This is a genomic window from Streptomyces sp. NRRL S-337 (assembly GCF_000720175.1).
Classification (GTDB): Bacteria; Actinomycetota; Actinomycetes; order Streptomycetales; family Streptomycetaceae; genus Streptomyces; species Streptomyces siderophoricus.
In genome coordinates, this window is record NZ_JOIX01000004.1 from 37065 (window position 1) to 63950 (window position 26886).

The window sequence follows — 26886 nt, forward strand, 5'->3', positions numbered from 1 at the left end:
ACGCGATGGCCTAGGCTCGCGCCGAAACGCGTACGCCCGTGATCGACCAGGAGAAGCCGTCGCATGGCCAAGAAGCGCCGCCCCCAGCCCCAGTCCGCAGCACCGCAGATCAAGGACGGGGAGGTGCCGGTCGTCGGCGCTCGTGAGCCCTGCCCGTGTGGTTCCGGCCGCCGGTACAAGGCGTGTCACGGGCGGCGCGCGGCGCACGCCGTCACCGAGTTGGTGCAGCGCCCCTTCGAGGGCCTGCCCGGCGAGTGCGACTGGGTGGCGATGCGCGAGCTGGTGCCCGCCGCCACCGCCGAGTTGACGCTGAAGGGCGGGCTGCCCGAGGGCGTGCCCTCCGTGACGCTGGCGACGGTGCTGCCGATGGCCTGGCCCGCGTTGCGCCGCGACAACGGGGCGGTCCTGCTCGGGCTGCAGAACGACACCGCCTCCGGTGACATCAGCCGCGACCTCGCGGACACCCTGCAGCGCGCACTGGCCGTGGAACCGGGCAATCCGGTCGCTGCCGCGCGCCCCTCCGCCGAAGGTTCGCGTCTGCAGGATCTGCTCGACCTGAACGCACCTTTTGAGCCGACCGTCCACACGGGCTTCGAGTTCTGGGTGGAGAACGCCGAGAACGCCACCGGTGAGGTCGCCGCCTCTCTGGAGCGGGCCAACGCGGCCGCCATTCCGACCGCCCGGATTGCCGGCCTGGAGGGCGCGTACTGGTGCGAGGCGCCCGAGAAGAACCACCTGCGCTGGGTCACCGCCCACCCCGAGGAGCAGCTGCTGGACGCGCTCGCCCGGTTGCACGCCGCGGGGGCGTCCTCGCTCGGCGAGGGCACCCGCCTGGTCGGTTCGTTCCGCGCCCACGGGCTGGTCGTGCCGGTGTGGGACCTGCCCTCCGCGATGGGGGCGGACGAGGTCACCAAGCCGGCCGTGGAGTTCGCCGAGCGGCTGACCGAGGCGCTCGCGGCGAAGACCCCGCTGACCGCCGACGAACGCCGGGCGCGCGGCGGCCTCACCAACCGTCAGATCACCCTGAGCTGACCGGTGGGCTGACCGCCCCGGCGGCGCTCGCACGCACCGTACGCATCGGGGGACCCCTGGCGTGGCACCGGTCACAACTCCCCCTACCTGACGGTAAATGAGCGTCCGGAATTCCACGATCGAATTTGCGAACCGCCGATCTCTTGTTACGGTTCTAAAAGCCCGGTCGCTGGTGCATCCCCCGTCGCCAGCGACCGGGCGCTTCCATGTCCGGAACCAGGCATTCCGATCGGCCGGACGATCAGCGCGCACGGACGAGCACCCACGGAACGAGCACGCACGGCGCTCAGCACGGCAACCACGCGCGGCGATCAGCCCGAGCCGCTGCCGTCCGCCCCTGGGCCCTCCGCCCCCGGGCCGCCCGCCGCCGGGCTTCCTGCGTCCGCCGCCGAGTTGCTTCCGGAGCGCAACAGCAGCCGTTCCCCCGCCGCGTCCGTGAACTCCGCGACCGCCGCGTACCCGGTGCGGTCCCCGCGTACGGTCCGGCCGGCCGGCGTCTCGCACACGCCCGGCGCATCGGCCGCCGGTACCTCGCAGTTCACCTGGCTGCTGCGGCCGTCCGGGCGCAGCAGGGTCAGTACGGCGCGCAGCGCGCCGCCGGTGACATTGCGGTAGTACGTCCGCGCCCAGGTCCGGCCGCGTTCGGTGAGCACACAGGTCTGGGCCTCGACGCCCCGCCCGGAGCCGAGTTCGGGGCCGCAGTGGGTGATCCGGCCGGAGAGGAGCGGCAGCCCGAGGTCGTCGAGGGGGCCGCCGAGGAGGCCGTCGGGGGATCCGGCCGGCGACCCGGCTGGGCGGCGGGAAGCGGCGGCACCGGCACCCTTGACCGCCTTGGCGCCGCGTCCCCCGGCCTTGGCATCGCGTTCGCCCGCCTTGGTGACGATTTCCCCCGGCTTGGCGCCGTTTCTCCGTGCCTCGGTGCCGCTTTTCCCCGCCTTGTCCCCTGCGAGCAGGGGATGGTTTTCGGCCGTGCGCGTTCCTTGTCCGGCGCGGAGGGCCGCGGCCCGGCGGTGCGGGAGCAGCGGTGCGGCCGGGCCGGCCGTCGCGGCGCCGAGCGGTACGGCGACGGCGAGCACCGCCACACCGGCGAGCCCGGTCATGCGGAGTTTCTGCGCACGCTGCATGGGCCCCACCTGCGATTGAGAGGCCGTCGTCGACGCCGACGGCTTGACGGTGGGCCGAACCTATCGGCCGCGGACGGTGCGTCCGGTCACCCGGACACCCATTTCCCGTAGTGATCGGGCCCGTCACACCCGTACGGGTGAACCGCCCGCGTTTTCTTCGAGGTCGCCCGTGCCGCGCCCGTCAGTACGCGAGCCGGCTGCCGCCGTCCGGTGTGCTGGTGCTGGCCGTCACCAGGGCGTCGACGATGGTGGTCACCTTCGGCAGCCAGGGGGCGGCGGGGGATGGGGGTCCCCCCTGCTCGAACGAAGTGGAGAGCTTGGGGGCCGCCGGCGGCCGCTCCCAGCGCACCCGGCCGGCGCCGATCTGGGACGGCGGGAGCACCACATAGCCGCCCTCGCCGTGGAATCGCAGCGAGCTGGGCACCCAGTCCTGCGAGTGCAGCAGCTCCCCCAACTCCGCAAGGTCGTACGGCGATACGAGCAGTGACCAGCGGGTGGGCGTGGCGACCACGGGGCCGACGCGGACGCCGAAGTGGTCCAGGGCGGCCAGCGCGCGGGCACCGGCGACCGCCGGCAGGCTCACCGCACAGGGCGCGCGGCCGCCGGTGGCCAGCACGATCGGGGCGGACGGGCGGTTGGTCCACCACCAGCGCACCATCCGGGCGTCGGTGGTCGCCGCGAGCAGGCCGGGGTCGAAGGGGTGCGCGCCGGGCACCACACAATCGGGGTCGGGGCAGCTGCAGCGGCGGGTGGGCCGCTCACTGAGGCCGAGCCGGGCACCGGCGGGCTGCCGGCCGGCGGGGCCGAGCGCCACGCCGGGAAGTACGGGCCACTGCCACTCGGTGGCGCAGTGGAGCGCCGCACCGAGCAGCGCCGACCTCCCCGTGCGCCGGAACAGGATCTTGCGTCGCCTTCCGAGGATCTCGCGCATGAGCGCTCGTTCCTTTCCGTTAACGCCAAGGGCTTGCCGAGGGCTTCGTCCATCGCTCTTCAGGGCACTTCAGGCACTGCTTGCCCGGTCCGCATGGTCCCGCACGGGCCGCTCGACGCCGTGGTGGCGTTCTTGCGGCCCGGTCATGCACGCCGGGGTCGATCGCGCGTCGATCACGCCACGTGGATCTCTGATCACCGCGTGTACAAGGCAGCGCATCACGTCGTACGCCGAGCGGGGAACGTGGCGAGGGGTGGCGCGCGCATGGCGCTTGCGCTTCCGGTGGTTCAGTCCCCGCCACTTGGGAGTGCGTGCGGTCGTCGCCGTATGAGACGCCGGTGTCCGCCGGAGAGTTCCCGGTGCGAGCCCAACTGGCCTCGCACCTTTCCGAGTACGTACCCGCCATGGTGGTGATGACGCGCTGTCGATCGGCGACAGTCGACCTCAAATTGACGCTCGTGGGGCTTTTTTCAGGCCAATCTACAGACCTCACGGACACCACAAACCCCACGGGGACAGTGCTGGACATCCCCTCTCTGGTGCGTGTACATGTGGAGCATTAATAGCGGAGCAGCATGACATGGGGGTTTGCGATGCTATTGAGGAAATTGAGCGCCCGAACGGATCGCACAACGTCACTCAACAAAAAGCCGCACTCCCTCACAAACAGCGGCCTGAACTGGAGCAATGCCTGGCGCGACGATAGCCGCCGGCCATGACTGCCCCTCACGTACCGAAAGTGGCTGGAATCGAACCAGCTCTGCCCGCTCCCACGCACACTGTCGGCCCGCATGTGGCGAACACCTCCGCGGACCCCGCCTCCGGCAGCCCGTCCGACCCCTCCGACGACGCGTCCGACACCGCCACCGACGGAGCCGGGAACGCCGCTCCAGACCCCCCACCCGGCTCCTCCCCCGCCACCCCCGACGTCTCCGCCCTCGACCAACTGGCCGCCGTCCAGGACCGGCTGGCCGGCTGGATCTCCGACCTCAGCACCCTGCACGACCTGACCGAACGGCTCGCCCGCACACGGACGTTGGACGAGGCGCTGCACGAGCTGCTGCGCGCCGGCGCCTCGCTGGTCGGCGCCCGCCGCGGTCTGGTCGTCCTGGCGCCGGCCGACGGACTCGGCCCGGAGACCACGGTCGGCCTCGGTCTCGGCCACGCCGAGATCGGACACATCGAGACCGTGCCGCGCCGCGCCCTGTCGTACGCGCGGATACTGGACGGCCTTCCGGAGCCGGGCATCTCCGGCGCCGGTGACGACCCTCCCGAGGGCAAGGGCGGGCCCGAGGACCGCACGGAGATCAGCGAGCCCGACATCCCCGGGGAGAAGGACCTCGACCCCCGGCTGCGGGAGGTCGCCGCCCGCCTCGGGTACGCCGCCAGCTACGCCGTACCGCTCACCGCCGATCCCGTCGGCCGGACCGGCGCCGCGGTCTGGCTCTACGACGAACCAGCCGCCCCCACCGAGCGCCAGCGCCATCTCGTCGGCCTCTACCGCGGCCACGCCGCCGAACACCTCGCCCGCCTCCTCGAACTCCACCGCAGCCGGCAGGCCGCCGCCACGCTCCGCGAGGAGTTGCTGCCGCACCGGCTGCCGCGGGTCCCGGGCGTCCGCCTCGCGGTGCGGCACGCCACCGGGCCGCGCGGCGGCGGCGACTGGTACGACGCGCTGCCGCTGCCGGACGGCGCGCTGGGCCTGGCCGTCGGCTCGGTGACCGGGTCCGGGCCGAGCGCGGTGGCCGCCATGGGACGGCTGCGGGCGTCGCTGCGCGCGTACGCGGTCATGGAGGGTGAGGACCCGGTCGCGGTCCTCTCCGACCTGGAGCTGCTGCTGCGGCTGACCGAGCCGGCGCGCAGCGCGACCGCGCTGTTCGCGTTCACCGAGCCGCCGCCGGGCGCGCCGGGCGGCCCGCCCGCGCCGCCGGTGCCGGGCGTGCTGCCGCGGAAGCTGGTGCTGGCCGGGGCCGGTCACTGCCCGCCGCTGATCCTCGGGGACCTGCGGACGGAGTTCGTGGAGACCACGCTGTCCGCGCCACTGGGCATGCTGGCCTGCTGGGAAGCACCCAGCGTGGAGATCGAACCGGCCGGCGGCGAGACCCTGCTTCTCTACAGCGACGGGCTGCTGCACCGCACCGGGGAGCCCATGGACCGCGCCTTCGCCCGGTTGCACACCGCCGCCGCGGGCGTCCCCCGGGCGATCCGCCCGGATCCGGAGGCGGTGGCCGACCACATTCTGCGCACGATGCTGCCGCGGGGGCTCCACGACCCGTCGTCGGAGGAGGACGTGGTGCTGCTGGTGGCGCACTTCGAGGAGTAGGGCCCGCGATGTCGCAGGTCAGACGGGTGAGCGGCGGTGCCCCGGAAAGGGGCGCGGCCGCTGCCCGACAGGTCACACCTTCTTGCCCCCTGGACCGTCATCCATCGGCACATACGATGGAATGCGGTTCACTCTTAAAAGGAGGCATTGTGACCGACGAGCTCACGCCGGAGACCCCGGACGAGGACGAGCAGCCGATCAAGCAGCGCAAGAACGGCCTTTACCCGGGCGTCTCGGACGAGCTCGCGGAGAACATGAAGAGCGGCTGGGCCGACACCGAGCTGCGCGACCTGCAGCCGATCGAGCAGGCCCCGAACGCCGCCCGCCGCCGCGCCGCGCTGTCCGCGCGCTTCCCCGGTGAGCGCCTGGTGATCCCGGCGGGCAACCTCAAGACCCGCTCCAACGACACCGAGTACTCCTTCCGCGCCTCGACCGAGTACGTCTACCTCACCGGCGACCAGACCGACGACAGCGTGCTGGTCCTGGAGCCCACCAAGGACGGCCACGAGGCGACGCTCTACCGCCTGCCCCGTTCCGACCGCGAGAACGGCGAGTTCTGGCTCAACGGCATGGGCGAGCTGTGGGTGGGCCGCCGCCACAGCCTCACCGAGTCCGAGGCGCTGCTCGGCATCCCCTGCAAGGACGTGCGGGAGCTGGCCGAGGCGCTCAAGGAGGCCACCGGCCCGGTCCGCGTCGTCCGCGGGCACGACGCCGGCATCGAGGCCGCGCTGACCGACAAGGTCACCGCCGAGCGCGACGAGGAGCTGCGGGTCTACCTCTCCGAGGCCCGGGTGATCAAGGACGAGTTCGAGATCGGCCAGCTGCAGAAGGCCGTCGACTCCACCGTCCGCGGGTTCGAGGACGTCGTGAAGGTCCTGGACAAGGCCGAGGCGACGTCCGAGCGCTACATCGAAGGAACGTTCTTCCTGCGCGCCCGCGTCGAAGGCAACGACGTCGGCTACGGCTCGATCTGCGCCGCCGGTCCGCACGCCACCACCCTGCACTGGGTCCGCAACGACGGCCCGGTCCGCTCCGGCGACCTGCTGCTGCTGGACGCCGGCGTGGAGACCGACACCCTCTACACCGCGGACGTCACCCGTACCCTGCCGATCAACGGCCGCTTCTCCGACCTCCAGCGCAAGATCTACGACGCGGTCCACGAGGCCCAGGAGGCGGGCATCGCGGCGGTCAAGCCGGGCGCCGCCTACCGCGACTTCCACGACGCGGCGCAGCGGGTGCTCGCCGAGAGGCTGGTCGAGTGGGGCCTGGTCGAGGGCCCCGCCGAGCGGGTGCTGGAGCTCGGCCTGCAGCGCCGCTGGACCCTGCACGGCACCGGCCACATGCTCGGCCTGGACGTCCACGACTGCGCCGCGGCCCGCACCGAGACGTACGTCAACGGCACGCTGGAGCCCGGCATGGTCCTCACCGTCGAGCCCGGTCTGTACTTCCAGGCGGACGACCTGACGGTCCCCGAGGAGTACCGCGGCATCGGCGTCCGCATCGAGGACGACATCCTCGTCACGGAGGACGGCAACCGGAACCTCTCGGCCGCGCTGCCGCGCCGGTCCGACGAGGTCGAGGCCTGGATGGCCGGGCTGAAGAAGTAGCCCTGGTCCACGGAAAAGCAGCTTTGCTTCACGGGCCGGTGGCGTCGTCCACCGGCCCGTGGCCTTCCCGGGGGTACGCGCCCGCGCGGGCCGCGGCCCACACGGCGGTGGCCGCGGATTCCGCCAGGGCCGGGTCAACCGGGCGGCGGGCGATCAGGATCCGGTAGTAGAAGGGCGCGCCGAGCGCCGACATCACCTGCTCGGGATCGGTGTCCGCGGGCAGTTCGCCGCGCGCGACGGCCCGCTCCACCATCTGGCCGGCCAGCGCCAGCCGTTCGTCGAAGAACGACCGCAGCACGGTGGCCGCCTGCGGATCGCGGGCCGCCGCGGACACCACCGCCTCGATGAGCCGCCGCATCCGCGCCTCGCCGTAGAACGCGCTTATCGAGCGGGCCAGCGCATGCAGGTCGCCCGGGAGCGTGCCGGTGTCCGGCAGCGGCACGTCGGAGCTCAGTTCGGTCAGCAAGTCGCAGACCAGACCCTCGATGCTGCGCCAGCGCCGGTAGAGCGTGGCGACGTGGATCCCCGAGCGGTGGGCGACCTTTTCCATGGTGAGCGCGGCGAACCCACCGGCGCCCAACTCCTCGAAGACCGCGGCCAGTACGGCCTCGCGGGTACGCGCCGTGCGCCCGCCGGGTCGGGTCTCGCCCGGGGCGCCCTGGGGCTGGTGCGCTGTCGTCACGCCGGCTCCGTATTGCAGTGCGGGATCACGCCAAGTATTGTCCGGGAAAGACTAACGCGAGCATCTTCGCGTTAGATTTGGTGCGCGCCGGTCTCGCAGGGACAGGGGACGCCGCGGGGGAGGTCCTCCCACCGCGAGACCGCCGCCGCCAACCCTCCCGAGCAGGCACTTTCCGGCCAGCCCGCGGCCTCGCGGGGCACTTCCGCCCTTACACTCCGCGCCGCCGCGTCCAATTCCCGCTCAGCACCCCGGCGCCGCCTCACGACGCCATCGGCAGCGCCGCGCCCTCCCGCCACTTGAGGATCTTGTCGAAGCTGACCACCGCGCCCGGGCGACCGGTGCGGTTGCGGTAGCGGACGTGGTCGGTGAGGGCCTCGATCAGAAAGAGCCCCCGGCCGGCCTCCGCGAACGCGGGGGCCTGGGCGGGGGCGGGGACCGGGGCCGGCAGGGGGCGGTCCGCGGGGCTATGGGGCGGGGCGGCGGGAGCGCCGCGGAAACCGGGGCCCGAGTCGGTGACTTCGATGCGGCAGGTGTCGCCGTCGATGAAGACCGTCACGCGGTAGTCCTCGGGGGCTCCGTCGCCGCCGTGCTCGACGGCGTTGGCACACGCCTCGGACAGCGCGACCGACAGGTCGTAACAGATGTCCGGGTCCACGCCCGCCGTTTCCATCGTGCCCAGCAGCAGACGCCGGGCGAGCGGCACGCTCGCAGCCTCGCGCCGCAAATGGAGTGACCACCAGATGCTCATCGCTCCAGCCTCCTGGCCGCGGCTCGACATATCGTTACGTATTGCCGTGCCCCATGGTCCGTAAGCATGTCCGGGACGTGATACCGCTCATTCGGCGGATGCGAAGAGTGAGCGCATCGGTGTAGGTGCAGCGCCGAGCACGCGCCTCCGCGCGCCCTCCCGGACGCCCTGGACGCCCCCGGGAGGCGCCACCTCGGGCCGCCCTGCCGTAGGCCGCGGGCGCGGGCAGTGGGATGATGGCGCGGCCATGATTGCCCCGCCCGCCTCCCCAGCGCGCGCGGCCGCGGACCTGCGGCTGCTGAGGGCCGCGGTCTTCACCGCGGTCTGTGTCGCGCTGTCCGCGGCCGGGCACATGATCGCTTCCTGTGCCGCCGTCCCGCTGTGGACGCTGGGCGTGGCCGCTGCCGTGGTGTTCGCGGTCGCGGCGCCGCTGGCCGGCCGGGAGCGGTCGCTGCCGGGCATCGCCGCGGGACTCGCCGTGGGCCAGCTGGCACTGCACTCGCTGTTCGTGTGGGGGCAGGTCTGCGGCCTGACGACTGCCGAGCTGATGGCGCGGCAGCGGATGCCGATGGCCGGGATGGCGGCCGGCTCCGGGGGTTCCGGGCACGGCGCGCTGTCCGACGCGACGGCCGTGGACCTGGCCCGGCACCTGATGTGCGGGCTCGGCACGGGCCGGCTGGATGGTGCGCGGGCGCGGCGGCTCCTCGACGGGGGCGGCTACGACATGGCCTCCGCGGCCGGTCTGGGCGCGCCCGGCGGACCGGGGACGGCGGGTGGCGCCGCCGCCGACCCGGCGATGACGCACGGTCTGCTGCCGTCGCTGCCCATGCTGCTGGGCCACCTGCTGGCCGCGCTTGCGGTCGGCTGGCTGCTGCGGCGGGGTGAGGCGGCGCTGTGGCGGCTGGTCCGGCTGTCGGTCCCGGCGGCGTACGAGCTGACCGTCCGCGCCCTGCTCGGTGCGGTGCGCGGGGTGCTCACGCTCGTCGGCGCCCTGCTCGCGGGCCTCGGCGCGGCGCACGAGGCGCTGCTGCGCGCCCTCGTTTCGTACGGGGATGACAAACCCGGCCCGCAGGGCGCCGCGCTCGACCACAGTGTGATCCGGCGAGGGCCGCCTGCCGTGACCGCCCTGGCCCTCGCGGCCTGACGTCACGCGACGCACGTTCCCACGTGGAGGTACCTCCCGTGCCCGCAAAGGCACGGGGGAGGGTGCGGGGTCGCGCGGCGTCGCCGTGGGCGTGCCACCGATCACCGTCACCCGTATCTCTCTCCTTCCTGTGGAGTGCTTTCCATGCCGAACGCGTCGACCATGCCCAGCGAGCCCACGACGTCCGTCATTTCCGGGACTTCCGCGACGTCCAAGTCCTCCGGAACGGCCGGATTCCTCAAGACCCGACTGCCCCTGGTGGGCGGGATCGCGGCCGGCAGTGTGCTGCTGCTCGCCGGGCCGGCCTTCGCGCACGTCAGCGTGCAGCCCGGCGCGGCCCCCAAGGGCGGCTTCGCCACGGTCAACTTCAAGGTCCCCAACGAGCGGGACAACGCCTCGACGGTGAAGGTCGAGGTGACCCTGCCGACCGACCACCCGCTGGCGTCCGTCATGCCGCAGCCGGTGCCCGGCTGGAAGGTGTCGGTCACCAAGACCAAGCTCGCCAAGCCGATCGAGATGGAGGGCGAGAAGATCACCGAGGCGCCCTCGAAGGTCACCTGGACCGCCGACGGCAAGGGCGTCGAGCCCGGCCAGTTCCAGCAGTTCCCGCTCTCCATCGGCCAGCTGCCCCAGGACGCCGACCAGCTCGTCTTCAAGGCCCTCCAGACGTACGACAACAAGCAGGTCGTGCGCTGGATCGAGCCGACGAAGGAGGGCGGCCCGGAGCCGGAGAACCCGGCGCCGGTGCTCAAGCTCACCGCGGCCGAGGACGACGCGCACGGCGCGACCGCCGACGCCAAGGGCGGGGACGACGGCGGGGACGCGAAGACCGCCGCGGCCGCCGACACCAGCGACAACACCGCCCGCCTGCTGGGCGCCGCAGGCATCGTCGTCGGCGTCATCGGCGTCGGCTTCGGCGTGTTCGCCGGCCGGCGGCGCAACACCTGATCGCCACCCCGGGCCGGCGGCGCCCCACCGCGCCGCCGGCCCGTCGCCCCGTTCCCCATGAGCGGGGCGCCGGACCACACCACACACACGGGATACATCTGCAATGCGTAGCGCAATGCGTAGAAGGGCCCTGCTCGCCTCCGCCGTCGCGGCGGTCACGGCACTCGGCCTGACCGCCTGCGACCAGGGAGGCGACCGCGACAAGCCGGCCGCCGAGGTCTCCGGGGGCACGGCCGCCAAGCCCCTCGTCACGCTCGACACCCCGATGGAGAAGCCGGACCTGGTCCTGACCGACTCCCAGGGCGCCAAGTACGACCTGCTGGAGAAGACCAAGGGCCACCCGACGCTGATCTACTTCGGCTACACCCACTGCCCGGACGTCTGCCCGCTGACCATGGCCAACATCGCGGTCGCGGTGAAGCAGCTGCCCAAGGCCGAGCAGAAGGACCTGCGGGTCGTCTTCGTCACCTCCGACCCGGAGCGCGACACCCCCGCCGCCCTCAAGAAGTGGCTCGGCGGCATCAACAAGGACTTCATCGGGCTGACGGGCCGCTTCGACACCATCCAGGCGGGCGCGCGCAGCGTCAACATCGGGATCGAGAAGCCGGTCAAGAAGAAGAACGGCGACGTGGTCTCCACCCATGGCGCGCAGGTCCTGCTGAGCTCCCCCAAGGACGACAAGATCCACTGGCTGGGCATGCAGGAGGCGACCTCCGACAACTACACCACCGCACTTCCGAAGATCATCAAGGGGCAGAACCCGTGAACCGCCGCACCACCCTCGCCGCCGCCCTCGCCCTCACCGCCCCACTCGCCCTGTCGGCGTGCGGCGCCGGGGACGCAGACCCCCACTTCGAGGTCGACGGCGCCTACATGCCGCAGCCGGTCACCCAGGACATGGCCGGCGCGTTCTTCACGGTCAAGAACAACGGCGCCGCCGACAAGATCGTGTCGGTCAGCAGTGACCTGGCCAAGGACGTCTCGATGCACAAGACGGTCGGCAACAAGATGGAGCAGGTCACGTCGCTGCCGATATCCGCGGGCGGCGAGCTCCAGTTCGCACGCGGCGGCACCCACCTGATGTTCATGGGCCTCAAGTACAAGCCGGCCAAGGGCGACTCGATCGGCGTCACGCTGCGGTTCGCCCACGCCGAGCCCGTCAAGGTGACCGTCCCGGTCAGGGCCGTCAACTACCAGCCGAAGAAGTAACGGGCGGCCCGGTACGTCACAGCACAGGCACTCACACGGCAGTTGAGGGAGCGATCCATGGTCACCACCGGTCTCCGGCCGCGACGGTCCGCCGCGCTGCGCCTGCTCGTCGTCGCGGTGGCGCTGGCGGGCGCGCTGTTCGGCGGGCTGCTCGGCGGTGCCGCCCCGGCCTCGGCGCACGCCGCGCTGACCGGCAGCACCCCCGCCCAGGGCTCGGTGGTGGACCAGGCGCCCGAGCAGGTGGCGCTCACCTTCTCCGAGGGCGTCGCGATGGGCGACGACTCCATCCGGGTGCTCGACCCGCAGGGCAAGCGGGTGGACCGCGGCAAACTGCGCAACCTGTGCAGCGGCAGCACCGTCAAATACGGCACGGGGCTGCCGCCGGGCCTGCGCGACGGTACGTACACCGTCGCCTGGCAGGCGGTCTCCGCCGACAGCCACCCGGTCTCCGGTGCCTTCACCTTCTCGATCGGCGCGCCCTCGAAGACCACCGCGCCGGTGGCCCAGCAGGAGGCCGGCGGAGGGCTCGTGGGGGCGCTCTACGGCATCGCCCGCGCGCTGGCGTACGCGGGCTTCATCCTGCTGGCCGGCGGTGCCGCCTTCGTGGTGACCTGCCGGCCGGCCGCCGCCCGGGTACGGTCCGTCCAGCGCCTGGTCGTCCAGGGATGGGCGGTGCTGACCGGCACCACCGTGGCGATGCTGCTGCTGCGCACCCCGTACACCGGCTCCGGCGAACTCTCGGACGTTTTCGACCTCGGCGGGCTGCAGCAGGTCCTGATCACCAAGCCGGGCGCGGCGCTGGTCTCCCGGCTGCTGCTGCTCGCCGCGGCGGCGCTGTTCGTGGCGGTGCTGTTCGGGGCGTACGCGCGGGCGCAGGAACCCCGGGAGGACGGCCCCGGCGGCCCCGAGGACCCCGAGGACCCCGCCGAGGAGGCCCGGCGGCGCAAGGACCTGTCGTTCGGGCTCGGCATCGGCGGGGTGATCGTCGCCACCGGCCTCGCGGCGACCTGGGCGATGGCCGAACACGCCTCGACCGGGCTGCAGCCCGCGATCGCGATGCCGGTCGACGTCCTGCACCTGCTCGCCGTCGCCACCTGGCTCGGCGGGCTGGCCGCGCTCGTGGTGTCCCTGTACTGGGGGCCGCCGATCGAGCGGACCGCCGTCCGCCGCTTCTCCCGGATCGCGTTCGGCTCCGTCCTGGTGCTGGTGGCCACCGGCCTCTACCAGTCCTGGCGGCAGGTCGGCACCTGGACCGCCCTGACCGGCACCACCTACGGGCGGCTGCTGCTGCTCAAGGTGGGGCTGGTGGCGGTGCTCGTGGGCCTCGCCTGGTTCTCACGGCGCTGGACGGCGCGGCTGACCGAGGTACGGACACCGGAAGCGGAAGCGGCGGACGCGGCGGAAGCGGCGGAAGCGGCGGAAGCGGCGGTCGCAGCCCCGGACGACGAGGAGGCCGACGTGCTCTCCGAGAAGGCCGTGACCGTCCCGGCGACCGGCACACCGACCGTGAAGACGGCTCGGAAGGGCGTGGAAACGGCGGCGGCACCGGCGGCGGAACCGACGGTGGACCCGACGGCCGAACCGGCAGCGGAACCGGCCGCGGAGCCCACGGCGGAACCGGACGACCCCGCCCGCGCCGCCCAACTCGCCCGTCAGCAGGCCGCGTTGCGCACCGCCCGTACCAAGCGGCAGCGCGACGCCGATCCCGAGCGGCTGGGGCTGCGCCGGTCCGTGCTGGCCGAGGCGTCGGTCGCGGTGGTCCTGCTGGTGGTGACGACGGTGCTCACCGCCACCGAGCCGGCCCGTACCGAGGAGGCGGTCAAGGCCGTGTCGGGCGGGCAGTCGGCCACGGCCAACCAGCCGCAGGTCCTCACCGTCCCGTTCGACACCGGCGGCCCGGGCGGCAAGGGCACCGCCCGCCTCGACCTCGACCCCGGCCGCAGCGGCAACGCCAACGAGCTGCGGCTGCGGATCTCCGACCCGAAGGGCCGGGCCAAGGACGTCCCCGAGGTGAAGGTCGAGTTCACCCTCAAGGCCAAGAAGCTCGGGCCGCTGACGGTGGTGCCCCGGCACACCGGCAAGGGACACTGGCGCGCCAGCGGCGTCCTGCTGCCGGTACCCGGACGGTGGCAGCTCTCGCTGCTCGTACGGACCTCCGACATCGACCAGGTGACCGAGTTCAGGAACGTGAAGATCGGCTGATGAGCAAGCGAACCGCGCAGGCCCCCGACCCCCGGGCCCCCGAACCGCAGGCCCCGGCGCCCGAGCCGGCCGGCCCGCGGACCGCCCTGACGCTCTCCCGCCGCCGGCTGCTCGGCACCGTCGGCGCGGCGGGCGCCGCCGGACTGGTCGTCGGCGGCGCCGGCGGTGCCCTGAGCACGGCCGCCGCCCATGAGGACGGCCCCGCCGCGGCCCTGAGCTCCCTGGGCTCGACCGAGGTGCCGTTCCGGGACGACCGGGCGAAGCAGCAGGCCGGGATCACCACCCCGCTGCAGGCCAGCGGCCACCTCGTCGCCTTCGACCTGACACCGGGCAGCGACCGCAAGGCCGCCGCCGCGCTGCTGCGCCGCTGGTCGCGGACGGCCGAGCAGCTGATGGCCGGCCGCACCCCGGACGCCGACACCGGCGTCGCGCTGGACGCCGGCCCGTCCTCGCTGACCGTCACCCTCGGCCTCGGCCACAGCTTCTTCGACCGTACGGGCCTGACGAAGCACCGCCCCGTGCAGCTCGATCCGCTGCCGGACTTCTCCGCCGACGCGCTGGACCCGAAGCGCAGCAACGGCGACCTGTGGATCCAGATCGGCGCCGATGACGCGCTGGTCGCCTTCCACGCGCTGCGCGCCCTGCAGAAGGACGCGGCCGGCACCGCCCGGCTGCGCTGGCAGATGAACGGCTTCAACCGCTCCCCGGGCGCCACCGCGCACCCGATGACCGCCCGCAACCTGATGGGCCAGGTCGACGGCACCAACAACCCCAAACCGGCCGACGCGGACTTCGACGAGCGGATCTTCGTCGGGCGGGACGCCACGCAGGAGTGGATGCGCGGCGGTTCGTACGCCGTCGTCCGCCGGATCCGGATGCTGCTGGACGACTGGGAGAAGCGCTCCCGGCACGAGCAGGAGCGGGTCATCGGGCGCCGCAAGGACAACGGTGCGCCGCTGACCGGCGGTTCCGAGACCACGCCCATGAAGCTGGACGCCACCGGTGCGGACGGGCTGCCGGTCATCCCGGCCAACGCGCACGCCCGGGTCGCGGCGCCGGAGTCCAACCAGGGCGCGGCGATGCTGCGCCGCCCGTTCTCGTACCACGACGGTTTCCGGGAGGACGGCGCGCCGGACGCCGGGCTGCTGTTCATCTGCTGGCAGGCCGACCCGCTGCGGGCCTTCACCCAGGTCCAGCGGAAGCTGGACCGCGGCGACGCGCTCTCGCCGTTCCTGCGGCACGAGGCGAGCGGCCTGTACGCGGTGCCGCCGGCCGCGACGCCGGGCGGGTACGTGGGGCAGCCGCTGCTGGAGGGCTGAGGCCCCCGGCGCGTGGCCGTGCCGGCCTGTCCGGCCTGCGGAAGCCCGGCCCCGGGGCCGGGACGGCTCGGTATCGTGGCAGGACAGGGAGACGATCGGCGGGGTGCCCCCGCAGTCACGCGAGGGAGTCCTCAAGGATGTCGGCCAGCCGCTATACGTATCTCGGACCCGCGGGCACGTTCACCGAGGCCGCGCTGCGCAGCCTGCCCGAGGCGGCGACGCGCGAGCTGGTGCCGATGGTGTCGGTGCCGGCCGCCCTGGACGCGGTGCGGGCGGGGGAGGCGGCGGCCGCCCTGGTGCCGATCGAGAACTCCGTCGAGGGCGGGGTGACCACGACCCTCGACGAACTCGCCTCCGGCGAGCCGCTGATGATCTACCGCGAGGTGCTGCTGCCGATCGCCTTCGCGCTGCTGGTGCGCCCCGGTACGACGCTCGACGGGGTCAAGACGGTGACCGGGCACCCGGTCGCCCAGCCGCAGGTCCGCAAGTGGCTGGCGGCCCAACTCCCGGAGGCCGTATGGGAGTCGGCGGCCTCGAACGCGGACGGTGCGCGGCTGGTGCAGGAGGGCCGCTACGACGGTGCGTTCGCCGGTGAATTCGCGGCGGCGACGTACGGGCTGACGCCGCTGGTCACCGACATCCACGACGCACAGAACGCCGCGACCCGCTTCGTGCTGGTGGGCCGCCCGGCCCGGCCGGCGGCGCCCACCGGCGCGGACAAGACGTCGGTGGTGCTGTGGCTGGCCGAGGACCACCCCGGTGCGCTGCTCGAACTGCTCCAGGAGTACGCGGTGCGCGGGGTCAGCATGATGCGGATCGAGTCCCGGCCGACCGGCGAGGGCATCGGGCGCTACTGCTTCTCGGTGGACTGCGAGGGGCACATCACCGACCGCCGGGTCAGCGAGGTCCTGATGGGCCTCAAGCGGGTCTGCCGCGAGGTGCGGTTCCTCGGTTCGTATCCGCGCGCGGACGAGACCACGCCGAGCGTGCGGCGGCAGATGACCGACTCGGCGTTCACCGAGGCCGCGGACTGGCTCGCGCGCTGCCTGGACGGGCGGGGCTGAACTTCCGGCGGGTGTGCGGCTCGGTGGCGCGGGAGGTACTGCGTCATGGGGGCGCGGTAGGCGCGTCGTCGTGGTGGCGCAGGAGACGCGTCGTGGTGGCGCAGGAGACGCGTCGTGGTGCGCGGAAGGCGCGGGCCCGGTGGCTGGAAAGAGCTCCACGACCTGCGGCTTTGAAGGGCCTGTGGGTTGTCCACAAAGTTATCCACAGGCTCGGTTCTCGACCTGTGGGTAAGTCGACATGACGGCGGGACACAGTCGACAAATCGCCCTACCGATCCCACATCCCTCCACAGCACCCCACCTCGGACCCCGTCAGCATAATTCCTGCAGTCCATCCTTTAGAGCGAGGCAATCCCACACGAAAGAGTGCGTGAACGGGGTTTGGACAGAGAATCCATAGCCGAGCAATTCGGAAGCGGAATGATCGCCACCGACTTCCACAGATTCCACGCACAGCCTGTGGATAAAATTCCGGGAACCCCCTCCCCCTGTGGACAACCCCGCCGCACGAGCGTCGCGGAGGCCGCCCAACTCCCCGATCCCGCCTAGTGGATCACCGATCACCGGCGCGCCGCGAACGCCCGCATACCGGACGACTCCGCGACCGCTCCCAGAAGATCACGACGACGGCGAAGGGGTGCGAATGGGCGGGAATTCCCCGGCGGATTTACCGCATCCCACCAACGGAATAAACCTCTCAAACCGGACAAACTGCAATGCCGGGGAATATCGCGTCGAAGCGCGGGGTGTGACCCCGGTAGCCTGGGGGTGTGATTGACCTTCGCCTGCTCCGTGAGGACCCCGACCGTGTGCGCGCGTCCCAGCGCGCCCGTGGAGAGGACGTCGCGCTCGTCGACGCACTGCTCTCCGCCGACGAGCGGCGCAGGTCGTCCAGCGTCCGCTTCGACGAGCTGCGCGCCGAGCAGAAGACGCTCGGCAAGCTCATCCCCAAGGCCACCGGCGACGAGAAGGCCGCGCTGCTGAAGAAGGCCGGCGAACTGTCCGCCGCCGTCAAGGCCGCCGACGCCGCGCAGGACGAGGCCAAGGAAGAGACCCAGCAGCTGCTGCTCAAGCTCGGCAACCTCGTTCACCCCGACGTCCCCGTGGGCGGCGAGGAGGACTTCGCGGTCCTGGAGACGCACGGCACGATCCGTGACTTCGCCGCCGAGGGCTTCGAGCCCAAGGACCACCTGGAGATCGGGCAGGCGCTCGGCGCCATCGACGTGGAGCGGGCCGCCAAGGTCTCCGGCTCGCGCTTCTACTACCTGACGGGCATCGGCGCGCTCCTGGAGCTCGCGCTGGTCAACGCCGCCATCGCGCAGGCCACCGAGGCCGGCTTCGTGCCGATGCTGACCCCGGCGCTGGTCCGCCCGCACGCCATGGAGGGCACCGGCTTCCTCGGCCAGGCCGCCGAGAACGTCTACCACCTCGAAAAGGACGACTACTACCTCGTCGGCACCTCCGAGGTCCCGCTCGCCGCGTACCACATGGACGAGATCGTCGACGCCGGCCAGCTGCCGCTGCGCTACGCCGGCTTCTCGCCCTGCTTCCGCCGCGAGGCCGGCACGTACGGCAAGGACACCCGCGGCATCTTCCGGGTCCACCAGTTCGACAAGGTGGAGATGTTCTCCTACGTCGCGCCGGAGGACGCGCAGGCCGAGCACCAGCGCCTGCTGGAGTGGGAGAAGCAGTGGCTGAACAGCCTGGAGCTGCCGTTCCAGGTGATCGACGTCGCCACCGGTGACCTGGGCGCCTCGGCCTCCCGCAAGTTCGACTGCGAGGCCTGGATCCCGACCCAGGGCAAGTACCGCGAGCTGACCTCGGCCTCCAACTGCGACGAGTTCCAGGCCCGCCGGCTCTCCGTCCGCATGCGCGAGAACGCCGACGGCAAGCAGAAGGTCCGCCCGCTGGCCACCCTCAACGGCACGCTCTGCGCCGTCCCGCGCACCATCGTGGCGATCTTCGAGAACCACCAGCAGGCGGACGGCTCGGTGCGCGTCCCCGAGGTGCTGCGCCCCTACCTCGGCGGCCGGACCGTGCTGGAGCCCCTCGCCGGTCGCCCGGAGTCCGGCGCCAAGTGAGCGGATCAGCTCCGGCGGACATCCCGCCGCTGCCGTACACGCTCATCGCGACCGACCTCGACGGGACGCTGCTGCGCCCGGACGAGACCGTCTCGGAGCGCACCCGCCAGGCGCTCGCCGCAGCCACCGCGGCGGGCGCGGCGCACATCGTCGTCACCGGCCGTGCGGTGCCCTGGACCCGGCACATCCTCGACGCCCTGGACTACCACGGGCTCGCGGTGTGCGGCCAGGGCGGGCAGGTCTACCACGCCGGCGAGCACCGGCTGCTGACCTCGGTGACGCTGGACCGCCAGCTGGCCGGTCTCGCGCTGTCCAAGATCGAGGCGGAGGTCGGCCCACTGTATCTGGCGGCGAGCCGGGACGGCCTGGAGGGCGAGGTGCTGGTCGGCCCCGGCTACCGCGTCCAGGCGGGCCCGCTGCCGAACGTCCTGCTCGACGACCCCGGCGAGCTCTGGGCGGCCCCGATCAACAAGGTCTACCTCCAGCATCCGACGCTGGACGACGACGCACTGGCCGCGGCCGCCCGCCAGGTCGCCGGTGACCTGGTCGGCATCATGGTGGCCGGCCCCGGCGTCGTCGAACTCCTGCCGCTGGGCCTGACCAAGGCCACCGGGCTGTCCCTGGCCGCCCGCCGCCTGGGCCGCACCGCCAAGGAGACACTGGCGTTCGGCGACATGCCCAACGACATCCCGATGTTCGCCTGGGCCGCCCACGGCGTGGCCATGGCCAACGCCCACCCCGAACTGAAGGCGGTCGCCGACGAGGTGACCACCTCCCACGAGGCCGACGGCATCGCGGTGGTCCTGGAGCGGCTGTACGGGATGTGAGTCTCCCGCCTGGAATACCGTCCCCTGCTGCCGCGTTGAGGCCCCGAGGGGGCGCTCGCGTCCCCTACGGGATCTGTTCGAACGACCCGTAGGGGTTCCGAAGGCCCCTTGAACCCTTAACGCCCGCCCCTGCCGCCCTCTTCCCGCGCGTCGGCTTCTTCTTCTCCCGCGTCGGCTCCCGCTTCCCGCGTACGGGCTCCCGCTTCCCGCGTACGGGCTCCCGCTTCCCCCGCTTGCCCCGCTTCTCCCGCTTCCCCCACGTCGGCTTCGGCCCCCGCTCCCTCCTCTTCCTCCGCCGCCGGGGTCAACGGCCACGCCGCGAAGCCCATGGTCAGGGCGATGGCGTGGCCGAAGTCGGTAAAGGTGGCGCCGGTCGTCAGGGGGATGGCGAAGAAGGCCAGGACGCCGACGAGATAGCCGTAGCGCCAGGGGGACCGCAGACGGTACGTCAGTGCGCCGGCGGCGGCCGCCAGGCCGTACGAGACGCCGATGTCGACGACGTGCGTCATCGAGCGCGGCAGCTGGTGTCCCTCGATGGCGAGCAGGACGAGTTCCTGGCTGGCCAGGGTCGCCGCGACGTGTGCCCCGCCGACGATCAGCAGCCAGCGCCAACTGCCCGTCCACCGCTCGACGTTGGCGTGCACCAGCTCGAACATCACGACGTACAGCAGGAACGATCCGGGGTTCTCGATCCAGAAGCCGCTGATCAGCAGCGACGGCAGCGGATGCTCATTCAGTTCGTGGATGTTGCTGCTGGTGCGGTGGATGAGGAACTGGCCCAGTCCCTCCGAGGCGGAGGCGATCACGAGGCTGGTGACGCCGATGATCAGCAGCCAGATGTGGGTCCCGGGGGATGACCTGACCCAGTTCTTCACCCAGGCCACGGGGTTGCCCGCGGGGCGCGCCCAGGGGTCGCGCGGGGGCTCCAGCAGGATCCTCGCCGGCGCCCTCATCGGCGGCGTCCCCGGGCCGCGGGCGAGCCGGCGACCAGCGGGCCCGGCCCCTTGATCTGCCGGACGCGGGGCGCGCTCTCCATCGTCCGAACGCCGGGCAGCGCCGCGACCCGGGTCGTCAGGTACGTGTAGAGGGCCCGGACGTCCCGGCAGAGCACCGACGCGAACAGGTTGTTCGGGCCGGTGGTGGCACCGGCGAAGGCGACCTCCGGGTGTTCCGCCAACTCCGCGCCGGCCGAGGCGAGTTCGGCGGGGGCGACGGACAGCCAGAGGGCGACCATCACGCCGTAGCCGAACTGCCGAAGGTCGTAATCGACGTCGTAATACAGCGCCCCGGTCGCGCGCAGTTCGGCGAGCCGGCGGCGGACGGTGGTGGGTGACCAGCCGGTGACGGCGGCGAGTTCGGCCAGCGGCGCCCGGCCGTCCCGGGCGAGGGCGGCGAACAGCCGTCGGTCGGCGTCACCGAGCGCCACCGGCTCGGCCGCTGGATCGATGTCCGGGGGCGGCGGGCCGAGGCGGGCTGCCTCCTCGTCCGTCAGCGCACCGGACTTGCTGATCAGTCCCTGCGGGCCGCCGCAGAACTCGTGCAGCAGGCAGTGTGCGGTGACGCCGACCACGCTCGGCGTGCGCGGCAGCTTCTCCAGCAGCAGTGCGTCACTGTGATCACTGCTGGCCGCCCGGCAGACCGCGGCGATCTCGGTGCCGCCGGACATCAGAGAGATCCACGAGGTGTCCGGGCGGCGGGCCAGCGCCTCGGCGACGGTGACTGCGGCCTCCGGCGCGCACTGCACCCGGACCATCCACTCGACCTCGCCCAACGCGCGTGCGTCGGACAGTCCCAGCACCTTGAGTGCACCACTGGTCCGGTGCCGCCCGTAGCGGCGGGCGACGGTCTGGTCCGACACCCCGAGCACCTCCGCGATCCGGCTGAACGGCGCGCGGCCGTCGAGCTGCAGCGCATGGGCCAGCCGGCGGTCGAGGGCGTCGAAACCGCCACCACCCGCGCCGGGCTTCCCGTCGGTTTTCACCGTCCGAGGCTAGCGCCTGTCGGATTGCGCCGCCGGGAGCACGGTGGCTGGAGGACCGATGGGTGCGGAACCGACCGTGGGGTCGCAATTTTTCGAAGGGACAGAGGAAACGACAGAGGAAAGGGCACACGCAGCCATGCACGGACACCGCGCATCCCACAGACCCGGCGCAGCGCAACCAGGCATGCACGGACACGGCACATCCCACGGACCCGGCACAGGGCAACCAGGCATGCACGGTCACGGTGCACCCCACGGACCTGCTGACGGCGCGGCACCCGAGGGCGCCGCGGGCTCCGGCCGGCGCGGCAAGTGGTGGCCCCTGGCCGCCATCACCCTCGGCAACTTCCTGCTGCTGGTCGACGTGACGATCGTGAACACCGCGCTGCCCCGGATAGCCGACGGCCTGGGTGCCTCCTTCAGCTCGTTCCAATGGGTGATGGACATCTACGCGCTGGCGCTGGCCGCGCTGTTGATGGTCGCCGGCTCGGTGGCCGACCTCTTCGGGCGGCGCCGGCTGTACGTGGCGGGGCTGGCCCTGTTCGCGCTCGCCTCGCTGGCCCGCGGGCTGGCACCGGGCCCGGGCGTGCTGATCGCGGCACGCGCCGTCCAGGGCGTGGGCGCGGCGGCGATGTTCGCCACCAACACCCCGCTGCTGATGGCCTCCTATCAAGGCCGCGACCGCGGTGTGGCGTTCGGCGTCTGGGGTGGCACCAGCGGCGCCGCGGCCGCGATCGGTCCCGTCCTGGGCGGGCTGCTCACCGAGTACGTCGACTGGCGGGCGATCTTCCTGGTCAATCTGCCGCTGACCGCGGTCGCGGCGGTGATCACGCTGCGCCGGGTCCCCGAGTCCTACGGCGACCTCCCCCGGCCTCGAACGGACCCGGCCGGCGGGACGAGCCCCGTAGCCCGGATCGACTGGCCCGGCGCGGCGTCCTTCACTGTATGCGCGGGCGCGCTGACGTACGGACTGATCCGCGGCGGTGAACGCGGCTGGTCGGAGGCCGGGACGCTGGGCTCGCTGGCGGTCGCCTTCCTGGCGCTTGCGGCGTTCCTCGTGATCGAACGGCGGGTGCGCCGGCCGCTGCTCGACCTGGGGTTGATGCGCCGGCCGTCGTTCGCGACGCTGCTGGCGGCGGCGCTCCTGCTGCAGGCGGCGGCGTTCCCGTACCTGACGTTCGTGGGGCTGTGGGTGCAGAACATCCTCGGGCTGAGTCCGGTGCAGGCGGGTCTTGCGGTGACGCCGATGGCGGTGATGTCGTTGCTGGTCGGCGCGCTGGGTGGCCGTCAGCTGCAGCGGATGAGGCCCCAACTCCCCGTCGGAATCGGTCTGTTGTTGACCGGTGCGGGCGCCCTGCTGCACTGGGTGCTGCTGGGTTCCGCCTCCGGATCCGGCTGGGCGGCGCTGGTGCCCGGTCTCGCGGTGAGCGGGGTGGGCATCGGGATGGCGATGCCGGTACTGGTATCGGCGGCGCTCGGCGCGGCACCACCGTGGCGCGCGGGCATGGTGAGCGGCGCGGTCAACATCTTTCGCCAGCTCGGTTACGCGCTGGGCATCGCGGTCCTCGGCACCGTTTTCGCCGACGCGCTGCACGACGTGCACGGATCCGCCGCGCACCCGGCCGTCTCCCGTCAAGCCGTCAACGCCGCCTACGTGTCCGGGCTGAGGGACATCGTGGTGCTCTCCGGGCTGGTGGCCGTGGCGGCCGGCCTGCTGGTGCTGGCAATCGTCCGGCAGGGCCGCGCGGTCGACGGCGCGGACGGTAGCGGTCCTGGCGGCAAGGACGGGGACGGTAGCGGTTCCGGTGGCGAGAACGCGGGCGGGGGCGAGAACGCGGCCGGGGGCGAGGACGTGGGCGGGGGCGAAAGCACTGCCCGTGCGGCGGGTCTGTAGAGGCGGATCAGGGGAGATTTCCGGGTTCCCGGGTCCGGTCCACTACGGGGCGACCCGGACGGGACCCGGAAAACGGTCGTGCCTCGTCTCGTCCACGCGGCCGAGGAATCGGCGCCGGACGGCCCGGATCCTGGAAGCCGGCCCTCCGACGGAACGAAAGGACGACCCCCATGGCCGCCCGGAACTTACGCCCCGCGACCTCCTCCCCCGCCAACCTCCCCTCCTTGAGCAAGGCGCCGCTCGCCCCGGGCGCCCTGGCGGCCCTCCGCCGCACGACCTTGCTCGTCGGCGGCTATCTCGGCCTCAGCGTCCTCACCCTCGCGGCCGTCGTCGCCCTGCGCGACGACGCCGCGGTGGTGAACGACGCCGTCTGGGTGCGCACCACCATCGTCGTGGCCAGCGCGGTGGTGATGTTCGTCTCCGCCCTCCGCGCGGCCCGGGGTTCCCGCCCGGCGTACCGCCGCGTGCGGATCCTCTCCGGCGTGATGCTGGCGGCCATCGCGGTGATCATCGCGATCCCCGGCGCCTTCCCGGTGTGGCTGAAGATCGAGCAGGGGGTCTGCGGCATCGCCCTGGTCGGCGTCGCACTGATCGTCAACGGCCGGCAGCTGCGGTCGTCGCTCGGCGCGTGATGACGCGATACCGGCGGGTGGTCGGCAGGCGGTGACGTGCCGCTAGGGGGTGAGGTATCGCCAAGCGGTGGTGCGGTGCTGGGTCGGCACCCGGAACCGTACGGCCGTACGCGGTTCCGGGTTGCCGCCCGGGGGGCCGGGACGATCGTCGCGTCGTCCGCAACCCCAAGTCAATCCTCTGACTTCCTTCCAAATTCCTTAGCCGTGGCTTGGGTTGAGCGCATGGCGCGGCGTAGCGTACCCGGGTGACTCTCGATGATCTGCGCGCCTTCGTGGCGGTCTGCGAGGCGGGCAATCTCAGCGCCGTCGCCCGTGACCTGGGCTGCACCCAGTCCGCCGTCAGCCAGCGCATCAAGCGCCTGGAGCGCGAGACGGGCATCGAGCTCCTGGAACGCCGGCCGCGCGGGGTCGCCCCCACCCAGGCCGGCCGGATCCTCCAGCGCGCCGCGGCGGACGGCCTGAGCGGGCTGGACCTGGCGCTACGACAACTCGGCGATCTGCGGGCGGGCGACGGCGGCACCGTACGGGTCACCACCGGCGCGACGACCGTACGGCACTTCATGTCCGAGGCCGTGGTCGCCTTCCGCGGCCGCCATCCGCACGTCAACCTGGAGTTCAGGACGGAGAGTTCGAGCCGCCGCTGCTTCGAGGCGGTGGCGGACGGCGACTCCGAACTGGCCTGGATCACCATCGGTCCACCGGTGCGCGGCATCGAGCAGCACCCGGTGATCGGACTGCCGTGGGTGCTCGCCGTACGCAGCGATGATCCGCTCGCCGCCCGGGAGCGGATCGAGCCGGAGGAACTGGCCGGCATCCGGCACATACGGCTGCCGGAGAACTCCACCTCCCGGATGCGGCTCGACGGGCACCTCAGCCATCGACTCGACGAGCACCACAGCCATCAGCTCGACGCACGCGACAACCATCGGCCCGACGATCACCACAAATCGCCTCACGGGGAGGGCTCCGGCGCCGTGCCGCCGCCGAGCACCACGAGCGTCGCCGACTGGGACACCGCCCTGCTGCTGGCCGAACTCGGCGTCGGCCCCGCGGTCGTCCCCCGGCTCCCGGGCCTCCGGGCCACCGCCCACCCGTCCCTGCGGCTGGTCCCGATCCCCGCGCTGCCGCCGCTCGCCACGGGGTGGGCGGTGCGTCAGTGGGACGCCCTGAGCCCGGCGGCAGTGGCGTTCGCGGAGACCGTCACGGCGTCCCTGGGACGGCCCGCACCACCGGTTCCTGGATCTCCGTGACCCACTTCTCCTGGTCCGGCGGGCACTCCAGGTAGAGCTCGCGGGCGTATCCGGCGGAGCGGTAACCGTTCGCGTCGATCCAGTGCGCCAGGTTCTGCGCGGTGGGCAGGATGCGGCTCATCGGCCCGCGGTGCACCACCGTGGCGGCGCACTCCAGCCCGGGCAGCGCGACCACGTCGAAGCCGAGGCCGGTCGCGGTGGGGGTGCCGGTGGCCGGCGCGCCCGTCCCGCCGCCCCGGGCTCCGGCCCTGGCCAGCGCCTCCGCGGTGACCGTCAGCCCGGCGTGCACGACGACGGCACCGTGCCCCGGCTCGTCCCCCGCCGAGGCCGCCGCGGCCTCGGCGCTCCCCGGTACGTCGGTGTGGCCTCCGGGTACGTCCGCGTGGCCTCCGGGCGTGCCACCGTGGTCGCCGGGCACGTGCTCGTAGGCCCCGGGTACGTGCTCGTAGTCGCCCGCCCCTACGGCCTCGTAATACGCGAGTCCCGGTCCCGCCGGGGTGATGCCGGCCGCGTCCAGGCGTGCGCACAGCTCCGCGTAGAGCGGCTGGATCACCGGGCCGATGTCCTCCGGCCCGTAACTGGCGGCGATCCCGCTCAGCTCCGCGAGCAGTACCGTCCCGGTCGGCTTGACCACCACATCGTCGGCAGACATGTGTCCCTCACTCTCGATGGAGCGGAGCCTCGCCTCGACCTGCGCCAGCCGTTCGCCGGCCGCGGTCAGCGTCGCCTCCAGCTCCGCCCGGCGCAGCCGCAGCATGCCGCGCAGTTCCGGCACGCTCACCTCCTCGGCCAGGATCGCCCCCACCTGCTGGAGGCTGAATCCGAGGTCTTTGAGGGCGATGATCCGGTTGAGCCGGGCGAGTTGAGCCGCTTCGTAGAAGCGGTAACCGGTGGCGGGGTCGGTACGGGCCGGGCACAGCAGCCCGAGCGCGTCGTAGTGGCGCAGCATGCGCGCCGATACGCGGCCGTACTGGGCGAAGTCTCCGATGCTGAACATGACGCCTTCCAGTGGAGTGCTTTCCACAGTGTCAAGGTCAAGAGCGACGGTCCACCCGATGGGGGACGGTGGTGGCCCACCCTGCCGGGCCCCCTTCCGGACCCCCTGCCGGGTCCACCCTTCCGGGCCCGCGCGGAACGAGCCGGTAGTCGGCCCGGGGCGTCCCGATAGTCGGCCCGGAACGAGTCGGCAGACCGCCCGGAACGAGCGGTGGTTCGCCCGGAACGAGAGGCGGTTGGCCCGGAACGAGCGCCGGTTGGGTCCGGAACGAGCACCGGTTGGTCCGGATCCACAGCGTCACTCCCGTCCCACAATCGGCCACCGGGCAGCAGCATCGCGTCAAGTAGGGTCCACAACTCGTCAATGACGCGTCAGCATCCGGCGGAGGGGCCCGTTCTCCGGGCATAGCGTCGGCAGAGCCGAGCCCCGGCATACGCATCGTCATCCACCGGTCCGGGGCCGCCGATGTCCTGTTCGAGGAGCAACGCCGTGTCCCACCATCTCTACGCGGAAGATCCCGAGCCCTCCGATCGCGTCCCGGCCGGGCCTCTGTTCGTCCCCGTCCGGTCGGGCCCCGCGGGCTGCACCGCCCGCCTGTTCCGCACTCCGCTCGGCGGGCGTACCGCCGTCGGTTTCACCTCGGCCCAACGCCTCGCCGCGGCCCTCGGCGGCGGCCAGCCGTGGGTCAGGCTCTCCGAGCCGGCCCTGCGGGCGCTGGCCGAGCCCCTCGGGGCGACGGACCTGACCGTCGATCCCCGTCTCACCCCGGAGGCCCCCCGCGCCACCCGCGCCCCGGGCGCACCACGCGTGCCCCAGGCGGCCCGGACAGCGGGCGCCTCGCACCTGGCCCAGGCGTCGCGTACGCCGCGCCTGCGGGCCGTCTGAGAGGGG

The 26886-nt window shown here is 72.7% G+C and carries 23 protein-coding genes; 16 read left to right on the forward strand and 7 right to left on the reverse strand.

Annotated elements, in window-relative coordinates:
• The first annotated feature begins 63 nt into the window (after positions 1-63).
• A complete protein-coding gene (locus IG62_RS0105350; RefSeq protein WP_030798184.1) occupies positions 64-1032 on the forward strand; it encodes a DUF5926 family protein in 969 nt (322 codons plus the stop codon).
• 311 nt (positions 1033-1343) lie between these two features.
• Here the strand turns inward: IG62_RS0105350 and IG62_RS41415 are convergent, their stop codons facing one another.
• Together IG62_RS41415 and IG62_RS0105360 are read right to left on the reverse strand one after the other, a co-directional pair.
• Positions 1344-2156 carry a hypothetical protein gene (locus IG62_RS41415; protein WP_037837824.1) on the reverse strand — a complete coding sequence of 271 codons (813 nt, stop codon included), beginning with the start codon at positions 2154-2156 and terminating at the stop codon, positions 1344-1346.
• Positions 2157-2337: 181 nt separating this feature from the next.
• A complete protein-coding gene (locus IG62_RS0105360) occupies positions 2338-3087 on the reverse strand; it encodes a bifunctional DNA primase/polymerase (protein WP_030798188.1) in 750 nt (249 codons plus the stop codon).
• Between the two features lie 715 nt (positions 3088-3802).
• On the opposite strand from IG62_RS0105360, the gene IG62_RS0105365 reads away from it, so the two are divergent.
• Both IG62_RS0105365 and IG62_RS0105370 read left to right on the forward strand, forming a co-directional pair.
• Positions 3803-5410, forward strand: a complete 1608-nt coding sequence (locus IG62_RS0105365) for a PP2C family protein-serine/threonine phosphatase (protein ID WP_051797654.1) — start codon at positions 3803-3805, stop codon at positions 5408-5410.
• Between the two features lie 149 nt (positions 5411-5559).
• The gene (locus IG62_RS0105370) at positions 5560-7017 is read left to right on the forward strand and encodes an aminopeptidase P family protein (protein ID WP_030798192.1); all 1458 of its coding nucleotides are present in this window, start codon (positions 5560-5562) and stop codon (positions 7015-7017) included.
• A gap of 28 nt (positions 7018-7045) precedes the next feature.
• On the opposite strand, the gene IG62_RS0105375 is transcribed toward IG62_RS0105370, so the two are convergent.
• Both IG62_RS0105375 and IG62_RS0105380 read right to left on the reverse strand, forming a co-directional pair.
• Positions 7046-7699 (reverse strand): TetR/AcrR family transcriptional regulator, encoded by a 654-nt coding sequence (locus IG62_RS0105375; RefSeq protein ID WP_030798194.1) that lies wholly within the window; start codon positions 7697-7699, stop codon positions 7046-7048.
• 259 nt (positions 7700-7958) lie between these two features.
• Positions 7959-8447 carry an ATP-binding protein gene (locus tag IG62_RS0105380; RefSeq protein ID WP_030798197.1) on the reverse strand — a complete coding sequence of 163 codons (489 nt, stop codon included), beginning with the start codon at positions 8445-8447 and terminating at the stop codon, positions 7959-7961.
• A gap of 247 nt (positions 8448-8694) precedes the next feature.
• Between IG62_RS0105380 and IG62_RS0105385 the strand changes: the two genes are divergently transcribed.
• The 9 genes from IG62_RS0105385 to IG62_RS0105425 all read left to right on the forward strand — a co-directional run bounded on the left by IG62_RS0105385 (position 8695) and on the right by IG62_RS0105425 (position 19241).
• On the forward strand, positions 8695-9591 hold the full coding sequence (locus IG62_RS0105385; protein ID WP_030798198.1) for a hypothetical protein: 897 nt from the start codon (positions 8695-8697) through the stop codon (positions 9589-9591).
• Positions 9592-9735: 144 nt separating this feature from the next.
• The gene (locus IG62_RS0105390; RefSeq protein ID WP_107052910.1) at positions 9736-10539 is read left to right on the forward strand and encodes a YcnI family protein; all 804 of its coding nucleotides are present in this window, start codon (positions 9736-9738) and stop codon (positions 10537-10539) included.
• Positions 10540-10654: 115 nt separating this feature from the next.
• Positions 10655-11305 carry an SCO family protein gene (locus IG62_RS0105395; protein WP_030798201.1) on the forward strand — a complete coding sequence of 217 codons (651 nt, stop codon included), beginning with the start codon at positions 10655-10657 and terminating at the stop codon, positions 11303-11305.
• Positions 11302-11748, forward strand: coding sequence for a copper chaperone PCu(A)C (locus IG62_RS0105400; RefSeq protein WP_030798202.1), 447 nt, complete (start codon positions 11302-11304; stop codon positions 11746-11748). Before IG62_RS0105395 ends, IG62_RS0105400 begins: the two co-directional genes overlap by 4 nt.
• A 57-nt stretch (positions 11749-11805) precedes the next feature.
• Positions 11806-13950, forward strand: a complete 2145-nt coding sequence (locus IG62_RS0105405; RefSeq protein WP_030798203.1) for a copper resistance CopC/CopD family protein — start codon at positions 11806-11808, stop codon at positions 13948-13950.
• Positions 13950-15269, forward strand: coding sequence for an iron uptake transporter deferrochelatase/peroxidase subunit (gene efeB, locus IG62_RS0105410; RefSeq protein ID WP_030798204.1), 1320 nt, complete (start codon positions 13950-13952; stop codon positions 15267-15269). Before IG62_RS0105405 ends, efeB begins: the two co-directional genes overlap by 1 nt.
• Before the next feature lie 137 nt (positions 15270-15406).
• The gene (gene pheA / locus IG62_RS0105415) at positions 15407-16333 is read left to right on the forward strand and encodes a prephenate dehydratase (RefSeq protein ID WP_030411952.1); all 927 of its coding nucleotides are present in this window, start codon (positions 15407-15409) and stop codon (positions 16331-16333) included.
• Between the two features lie 770 nt (positions 16334-17103).
• Positions 17104-18414 carry a serine--tRNA ligase gene (gene serS, locus IG62_RS0105420; RefSeq protein ID WP_030798207.1) on the forward strand — a complete coding sequence of 437 codons (1311 nt, stop codon included), beginning with the start codon at positions 17104-17106 and terminating at the stop codon, positions 18412-18414.
• Positions 18411-19241: an HAD family hydrolase gene (locus IG62_RS0105425; RefSeq protein ID WP_030798209.1), complete on the forward strand. Its 831-nt coding sequence runs from the start codon at positions 18411-18413 to the stop codon at positions 19239-19241. Before serS ends, IG62_RS0105425 begins: the two co-directional genes overlap by 4 nt.
• Before the next feature lie 116 nt (positions 19242-19357).
• Here the strand turns inward: IG62_RS0105425 and IG62_RS0105430 are convergent, their stop codons facing one another.
• Both IG62_RS0105430 and IG62_RS0105435 read right to left on the reverse strand, forming a co-directional pair.
• Positions 19358-20194, reverse strand: a complete 837-nt coding sequence (locus IG62_RS0105430) for a rhomboid-like protein (protein WP_234326290.1) — start codon at positions 20192-20194, stop codon at positions 19358-19360.
• Complete coding sequence (locus tag IG62_RS0105435; RefSeq protein WP_051797656.1) at positions 20191-21222, reverse strand: Lrp/AsnC family transcriptional regulator; 1032 nt, start codon at positions 21220-21222, stop codon at positions 20191-20193. The genes IG62_RS0105430 and IG62_RS0105435 overlap by 4 nt, the downstream gene beginning before the upstream one ends.
• Positions 21223-21454: 232 nt before the next feature.
• On the opposite strand from IG62_RS0105435, the gene IG62_RS0105440 reads away from it, so the two are divergent.
• The 3 genes from IG62_RS0105440 to IG62_RS0105450 all read left to right on the forward strand — a co-directional run bounded on the left by IG62_RS0105440 (position 21455) and on the right by IG62_RS0105450 (position 24998).
• Positions 21455-23116, forward strand: a complete 1662-nt coding sequence (locus IG62_RS0105440) for an MFS transporter (RefSeq protein ID WP_078871830.1) — start codon at positions 21455-21457, stop codon at positions 23114-23116.
• Positions 23117-23286: 170 nt separating this feature from the next.
• Positions 23287-23748 carry a hypothetical protein gene (locus IG62_RS0105445; protein ID WP_199812419.1) on the forward strand — a complete coding sequence of 154 codons (462 nt, stop codon included), beginning with the start codon at positions 23287-23289 and terminating at the stop codon, positions 23746-23748.
• Positions 23749-23993: 245 nt separating this feature from the next.
• Positions 23994-24998 (forward strand): LysR family transcriptional regulator, encoded by a 1005-nt coding sequence (locus tag IG62_RS0105450; protein WP_030798218.1) that lies wholly within the window; start codon positions 23994-23996, stop codon positions 24996-24998.
• On the opposite strand, the gene IG62_RS0105455 is transcribed toward IG62_RS0105450, so the two are convergent.
• Positions 24949-25995 carry a MerR family transcriptional regulator gene (locus tag IG62_RS0105455; protein ID WP_030798219.1) on the reverse strand — a complete coding sequence of 349 codons (1047 nt, stop codon included), beginning with the start codon at positions 25993-25995 and terminating at the stop codon, positions 24949-24951. The two genes, IG62_RS0105450 and IG62_RS0105455, sit on opposite strands and share 50 nt — an antisense overlap.
• 489 nt (positions 25996-26484) lie before the next feature.
• Between IG62_RS0105455 and IG62_RS41425 the strand changes: the two genes are divergently transcribed.
• On the forward strand, positions 26485-26880 hold the full coding sequence (locus IG62_RS41425) for an SAV_915 family protein (RefSeq protein ID WP_051797658.1): 396 nt from the start codon (positions 26485-26487) through the stop codon (positions 26878-26880).
• Positions 26881-26886: the final 6 nt, after the last annotated feature.

Bases quoted from the DNA above. Each gene is read 5' to 3' on its own strand.
- IG62_RS0105350 (WP_030798184.1), top strand. From the start codon at position 64: ATGGCCAAGAAGCGCCGCCCCCAGCCCCAGTCCGCAGCACCGCAGATC.
- IG62_RS41415 (WP_037837824.1), bottom strand. From the start codon at position 2,156: ATGCAGCGTGCGCAGAAACTCCGCATGACCGGGCTCGCCGGTGTGGCG.
- IG62_RS0105360 (WP_030798188.1), bottom strand. From the start codon at position 3,087: ATGCGCGAGATCCTCGGAAGGCGACGCAAGATCCTGTTCCGGCGCACG.
- IG62_RS0105365 (WP_051797654.1), top strand. From the start codon at position 3,803: ATGACTGCCCCTCACGTACCGAAAGTGGCTGGAATCGAACCAGCTCTG.
- IG62_RS0105380 (WP_030798197.1), bottom strand. From the start codon at position 8,447: ATGAGCATCTGGTGGTCACTCCATTTGCGGCGCGAGGCTGCGAGCGTG.
- IG62_RS0105385 (WP_030798198.1), top strand. From the start codon at position 8,695: ATGATTGCCCCGCCCGCCTCCCCAGCGCGCGCGGCCGCGGACCTGCGG.
- IG62_RS0105390 (WP_107052910.1), top strand. From the start codon at position 9,736: ATGCCGAACGCGTCGACCATGCCCAGCGAGCCCACGACGTCCGTCATT.
- IG62_RS0105395 (WP_030798201.1), top strand. From the start codon at position 10,655: ATGCGTAGAAGGGCCCTGCTCGCCTCCGCCGTCGCGGCGGTCACGGCA.
- IG62_RS0105405 (WP_030798203.1), top strand. From the start codon at position 11,806: ATGGTCACCACCGGTCTCCGGCCGCGACGGTCCGCCGCGCTGCGCCTG.
- efeB (WP_030798204.1), top strand. From the start codon at position 13,950: ATGAGCAAGCGAACCGCGCAGGCCCCCGACCCCCGGGCCCCCGAACCG.
- pheA (WP_030411952.1), top strand. From the start codon at position 15,407: ATGTCGGCCAGCCGCTATACGTATCTCGGACCCGCGGGCACGTTCACC.
- IG62_RS0105430 (WP_234326290.1), bottom strand. From the start codon at position 20,194: ATGAGGGCGCCGGCGAGGATCCTGCTGGAGCCCCCGCGCGACCCCTGG.
- IG62_RS0105440 (WP_078871830.1), top strand. From the start codon at position 21,455: ATGCACGGTCACGGTGCACCCCACGGACCTGCTGACGGCGCGGCACCC.
- IG62_RS0105445 (WP_199812419.1), top strand. From the start codon at position 23,287: ATGGCCGCCCGGAACTTACGCCCCGCGACCTCCTCCCCCGCCAACCTC.
- IG62_RS0105455 (WP_030798219.1), bottom strand. From the start codon at position 25,995: ATGTTCAGCATCGGAGACTTCGCCCAGTACGGCCGCGTATCGGCGCGC.